This is a genomic window from Actinacidiphila polyblastidii (genome assembly GCF_036353415.1).
GTDB lineage: Bacteria > Actinomycetota > Actinomycetes > Streptomycetales > Streptomycetaceae > Actinacidiphila > Actinacidiphila polyblastidii.
This window is the reverse complement of record NZ_JAZEWV010000068.1, coordinates 1-4,062: the sequence shown is the minus strand read 5'-3', so window position 1 is coordinate 4,062 and position 4,062 is coordinate 1. Positions and strand designations below refer to the sequence as shown.

Genomic DNA, 4,062 nt, shown 5'->3' with positions numbered 1-4,062 from the left:
AAGCGGCAAGGGCGGGCCGCCCCCACGGCAATTGGGGGCGGCCCGCTGGCATCATCCCCCACCAGGACAGGAAGGGCGTTGCCCATGACCACCCCCGCCACCCGCTGGGTGCCGCCGGAGCCACGGCAGTTGCCGGAGCTGCGCGCGGACCTGCTCGACTACTACGACTGCGACCTGGCCTACACCATGATGCAGGAGGCCCTGCGGGGAGGGCAGAGCACGATCGTTCCCGCGGTGCCCGGCACCCTGGCGCCGCCCGCTGAGGTGGGCGCGCAGATCCTGGTGGAGTCCGAGCGGCACCGCCTGGCGGCGGCCGCCCTGTTCTCCGCGACCGCGGACATGACCGCGCTGGCGCTGGCCGCTGCAGCCAGCCCGCCGATCGAGCCGGTGAGCCTGGACCGGCCGCCGGCGGAGTACGGGTTCATGGTGTTCGACGAACCGATCGGCGGCTACACCGAGGACGTCGGGGCCGCGCTGGCCGGCACCCTGACACCGGACGCGCCGGGGTGACGGCGATGCTGCCGACCCCGATCGTGGCGGTCTCCTGGTCGCTGTGGGACCCCACACGGTCAAGGCCGCGAGCGGGCCGGTGCAGTGGTCCTGGCGGCAAGGCGGCGCCCGAGGGGTCGTCCCGGGGCACTTCCAGGGGATCTGGCTGACGTTCTACAGCCCCTCCGGGCTGCTGTCCGGACTGCCCGCCGACACCGTGATCGCCAGCATGGGCGACGGCGGCACGATGACGGCCGGGATGGTCGACCAGGACCGCCGGGTGCGCCGCGGCCCCGCCCTCCAGTGGGACAATGAGAGCGTCCTGGCCCGCGGCGTGCCGCTGGCGCCGGGTGTGGCGGACACCACCGGCGCGTGGGTGAACGTCGTCTACACCGCCTGGCAGCTCATGGCCGACGGCGGCCGCACCCGCTGGACCGAGACCGAGACGATTCCCCGCGCCCGGTCCGGCGCCAAGCGTGACGCCCGCCAGGGCGTCACCGGGCCGGGCGCGGTGCGGGTGGTGCGGGTGCACACCGCGCACCGCCCGGCCCGCCAGGCCGCCGTCGACGACGCGGCAGCCAGTACCGGGCGCCGCGAACCGCAGTGGTCCTGCCGCTGGCCGGTCCGGCCCCACCGCCGCGACCACTGCATGAACCCCGCCAAGCACGCAGCCGGCGACTGCGTGCACGAAGACCGCCTCATCCCCGGCTACGTCAAAGGCCCGCAGGACAAGCCGCTGCGGGCCAGCTCCACCGTACCGCTCCCGCCCGTGCCGGGCGGGAGCGGTTGTACGCTTCCGGGCCCGGATGTCAGCAGTGCACGATGGGGTTCTCGCCGTATCCCCAGATGTAGGCGGCGGAGGCCCATCCGGTGACCCCGGTTGTTCTATCGGTGAGGTAGATCCAGACCCCGTTCCCGCCCACCGAGGTGCCGTCGGCAAAGCAGCGGAAGGTGAGGTCGTGGCCGTTGTAGCCCGCGCCGAGGACGGTGCAGTTGGTGTACTGACCGTTGCGGATGTTCACACCTGCGTTGCTGAAGGTGCCCGGCACGTTGGAGTTGTTGGCGGGCGTCCACCCGCACCAGGCGGCCTGCGGTGTCGCGGAGTGCGCCGGAGAGGCGAGCGCTGGCGGGGCCACGATGACGCCGGACAGGATTGCGACGCCGAGCGCAGCGCCGATCACTAATCGCTTCATAGTTTCTCCCGTTGCTGAGTTCTTCCTGCCGCTGCGAGGCGATGACCAGATCTGTGTAGGGCCGCAATTGTCCAAGTGGAGGGGTTGGGGACAACCCCGCACAGGGCCTTGTCTAAACGGACCGCTTGTCAGGGGTTTCAGCCATGTGATCGGATCAGCGTGCAGCGCACGGGTCTTACGAGCAGAAGACTCCGTTTCCTGGTGTGCCCTGGTAGGTGTCGTAGTGCCCCTGTCCCGTGACGTTCATGGTGCCGACGATGCACCCCCTGGGGTTGACCCCGTCCCACTCGTGGGTGGCGGTGGCGTTGGGCCCGGTGATCGAGAAGTACCCGGTGGCGTTGCCCGGGCTCCCGTCGTGTGTTCCCAGCCCAGCTGGAGGGAGACCGTGCCGCTCGTGGCCTTGAAGTACGTGGTGCGGACGCCCGTCCAGTTCCCGAACGCGTCGGTCACGATCTGCACGCACAGCCTGTTCGAGTTGGAGGCGGGCGCGAGGTAGTAGCAGCGGTACTCGGTGAGGTTGTTGGGGTGCACGGTGTCGGGGCTGCTCGCCGAAGCGGGCACCGCAAAGCTGGCGAGCAGAGCAGCGGCGGCGAGGCCGGTGCCGGCAAGAGCTGATGCCTTCATCACGTCACTCCTTGGAGGATTAGGTGTGGATGTCGCCTTCATGTCTAAAACTGCGATTGTCCAGACTGAAGCGATCTGGACAACTGTTCGAGCGTGTTTTGTCCACCTGAGGGGAAGTGCCTGATGGGGCGACATCTAGGACCGTTAGATCCTCTGGCTGGGCCGGTGGAGAGACTGGCCAGCGAATTACGTGCTTTGCGTGCTCTTGCCGGAGACAAGCCGTTCTGGAAGATGGCCCGGCAGTGCTCGGTCTCGAAGAGCGCACTCGCGGCAGCCGCCGCAGGACGGCGGTTGCCGTCAGAAAAAGTACTCACAGAGTTCGTTCGCGCATGCGGCGGGGACGGTGACTGGTGGCGCGAACGCTGGGAGCAGGCGCGGTCAGCGGAAGCCGAGTTAGCCGCCGCAACACCGGGCAAGGTACTCGCCAAGCGGCGTCCCGGAGTGGTGGAGATCATGGCCAGCCGCCCACTGACTCGCCTCGCCGAAGCCGGCGACGAACACCCCGAATACGACCTGCCTTCCGCGGCAGAGCCGCGGCGGCCCCGATGGATACTGATCGTCGCAGGGATCCTTGTGAGCGTTGCTGCCGGCATGGCCGTGGCATGGATAGGCGCCCCCTTCCACTCCACCCACCACGCGACGCCCGCGCCGCCGAATGACGGCACCGACCCCCAGCTGGCTGGATGCGCAGACGACGCGATGGGACTGGCCGTGACCCCGGTGCGACTCCAGAAGGCGGTTGCCCTGCGCAGTCTCCAACTCCCCAAAGGAACCGTGGTGGGCACGGTGACCTTGCGGTATTCGCCGCGCTGCGCCGGGGCATGGGCACGCTTCGACCCCGATCCCGTCATCGACACGAAGCTGGGGGACGACCGGCTCGCAGCCATAACGGTGTGGGACCGGCGCCCCGCCGACACCACACAGGAGACCTGGCAGATGGGACACGTCGACGAGTCGTATTCCGCGCTGCTGCTGACAGGCATGGGCTGCGTCATTGCCGGCGCTCGGATCGACGTGATCAACGAGGACGTCTCGGCCCAGGGAGAAACCCTGTGCCTGCCCACCCTCTCGTCTGACCGCCGCTCCTCCACACACACGCCGGGACGATGACACGACTTACGATCCGTCTGGTCTGGTCTGGTGCCCGCAGGCTGGTGTATCCGCGCAGTGAGAACGAGCGGACCATCGCTCGTTCTCACTGCGGATGGGCTCATCCCCGTGAACGGCAGCGGGCGAAGAGCAGGTCGCCACGGCCACCGGCATCGTGATCGAGACCAGGGCGCGGTTCAGTCTGACGCCGTCAGCAACCGCGCTCTGCTGCCACCCGGGGACGGGAACCCGTGGCCTCCTCAACTCGGGAGCAGTACGCCCACGAAGGCTCTGCCCCCTCAGCGCACGTCACAGGCTCAAAGATCCATGGCACAGCGGGCGGGTGCGGGTCACTGGTAGCGCCACAGGTCATGGAGCCGGTGGACTTCGCTGGTGATCGCGCAGCGCAGCTCGTGGTCGTCGAGGGGGACGTCGCGGCCGTGGGCGGCTGCGACGCTGCGGTGTCGCGCGGCGATCTCCGCGTCGCCCGCCGCGGCAAGGGCCGACAGGAGCGGCTGGTCGGCGGGTGTGGATTGGTCCGCTCGGATCAGAACGTCCAGGCGTTCGGCGGGCGTCATCCGCGGCAACGCCGAGCCGAGCTGGGTGCGCAGGCGTGACCACGAGGTCGTCTCGCTCCCGCGGGCGGCTTTATAGGGGCAGCTGCTCC

The 4,062-nt window shown here is 69.2% G+C and carries 5 protein-coding genes; 3 read left to right on the top strand and 2 right to left on the bottom strand.

The genetic code is table 11. From position 1 onward, the window contains the following. Window positions 1-84 precede the first annotated feature (84 nt). Together V2S66_RS34210 and V2S66_RS34205 are read left to right on the top strand one after the other, a co-directional pair. A complete protein-coding gene (locus V2S66_RS34210; RefSeq protein ID WP_330800990.1) occupies window positions 85-510 on the top strand; it encodes a hypothetical protein in 426 nt (141 codons plus the stop codon). A 43-nt stretch (window positions 511-553) separates the two neighbouring features. Then, a complete protein-coding gene (locus V2S66_RS34205; protein ID WP_330800988.1) occupies window positions 554-1,363 on the top strand; it encodes a hypothetical protein in 810 nt (269 codons plus the stop codon). On the opposite strand, the gene V2S66_RS34200 is transcribed toward V2S66_RS34205, so the two are convergent. Continuing rightward, window positions 1,299-1,682, bottom strand: coding sequence for a hypothetical protein (locus V2S66_RS34200; RefSeq protein WP_330800986.1), 384 nt, complete (start codon window positions 1,680-1,682; stop codon window positions 1,299-1,301). The genes V2S66_RS34205 and V2S66_RS34200 overlap by 65 nt on opposite strands. 789 nt (window positions 1,683-2,471) lie before the next feature. Between V2S66_RS34200 and V2S66_RS34195 the strand changes: the two genes are divergently transcribed. After that, a complete protein-coding gene (locus V2S66_RS34195; RefSeq protein WP_330800984.1) occupies window positions 2,472-3,416 on the top strand; it encodes a DUF2690 domain-containing protein in 945 nt (314 codons plus the stop codon). A 329-nt stretch (window positions 3,417-3,745) separates the two neighbouring features. On the opposite strand, the gene V2S66_RS34190 is transcribed toward V2S66_RS34195, so the two are convergent. Beyond that, on the bottom strand, window positions 3,746-4,062 hold a 317-nt coding region (locus tag V2S66_RS34190), incomplete at its 5' end, for a hypothetical protein (RefSeq protein WP_330800982.1).